Source organism: Nonomuraea terrae (assembly GCF_004348995.1).
Classification (GTDB): Bacteria; Actinomycetota; Actinomycetes; order Streptosporangiales; family Streptosporangiaceae; genus Nonomuraea; species Nonomuraea terrae.
This window is the reverse complement of the sequence record NZ_SMKQ01000458.1, coordinates 1-985: the sequence shown is the minus strand read 5'-3', so window position 1 is coordinate 985 and position 985 is coordinate 1. Positions and strand designations below refer to the sequence as shown.

The following is a 985-nucleotide window of genomic DNA, read 5'->3' as shown; positions in this document are numbered from 1 at the left end:
CTGTTCCAACAGCGGAGCTCCTGTGGTGAGGATGTCTTGGAGTGACAGACCTCTTCTACAGCGGCTCCGCTGCTTTGTTCACCGGTCTTGACGAACAGCCCTTTCCCCTTAACTGAACGGCGTTGCTCCTAGAACCCGGGGAAGACCCGGCGCAGGTCGTCCACGGTGACGCCGTCACCCGTGAGGGTCACCGTGGACGGCGTGTGCTCGGGGGAGTGGCGGCCGTAGACCAGGCGCACGAACCACTCGGCGGGCGCGGTGAGCACGGCGTCCGGCTCGGCCGGGACGTCGCCGATCCGCACCGCCTCGCCGACCTCCAGCCCGAACGACCGGTCGGGCGACGTGGTGCGCACGGCCACGGACGCCCGCCGTCCGCCCAGCCCTTCGGGCTTGCCGGCGAACCCCAGCATGCCGCCGACCTGGTCGAGCAGCAGCTCGGCGGCTCCCGGGGCCAGCGGCGCCGCCGGGTCGAAGGCCACCTTGACGTCCCAGGCGTGGTTGGCGAACTCGCTCAGCCGCATCCCCGTCAGGGAGGCCAGGCTCACCGGCTCGGTGGGGAACCACAGCTCGATCCGCAGCTCCTCACGCGCCCGCGCGTCGAACTCCGCGAAGCGGCGCAGCAGCGCCTCGTTGGCGGTGACGAACGCCTGCGCCCGCTCGGCGGGCGGCATGGCGTCCCAGCGGGCCCAGACGCCGCGGATGGCGTCCATGCCGGGGGAGCCGGTGCCGTTCACCGCGCCGTCGATCGCGGCCAGCATGATCTCGGCTCCGCTGCCCAGGTGGCTCAGCACCTGAGACACGTCCCACTCGGAGGCGCCCGACGGCCGGGTCAGGTCGTCGGGGCCGAACCTCTTCACCATCGAGTCCAGCTCGTCGAACTCGGCGCGAAGTTCGCGGATCGTCTGTTCTGCCCGGTCGGTCATGGTGATCTCCTGTCCAGCGATCGAGCCGCCGTGATCTCGGCGCGCCGACGGCAGGCTACTTC

The 985-nt window shown here is 71.0% G+C and carries 1 protein-coding gene; it reads right to left on the bottom strand.

Annotated elements, in window-relative coordinates:
• Positions 1-128: 128 nt before the first annotated feature.
• The coding region (locus tag E1286_RS47350) for a maleylpyruvate isomerase family mycothiol-dependent enzyme (RefSeq protein ID WP_246075792.1) at positions 129-985 on the bottom strand (857 nt) is incomplete at its 5' end.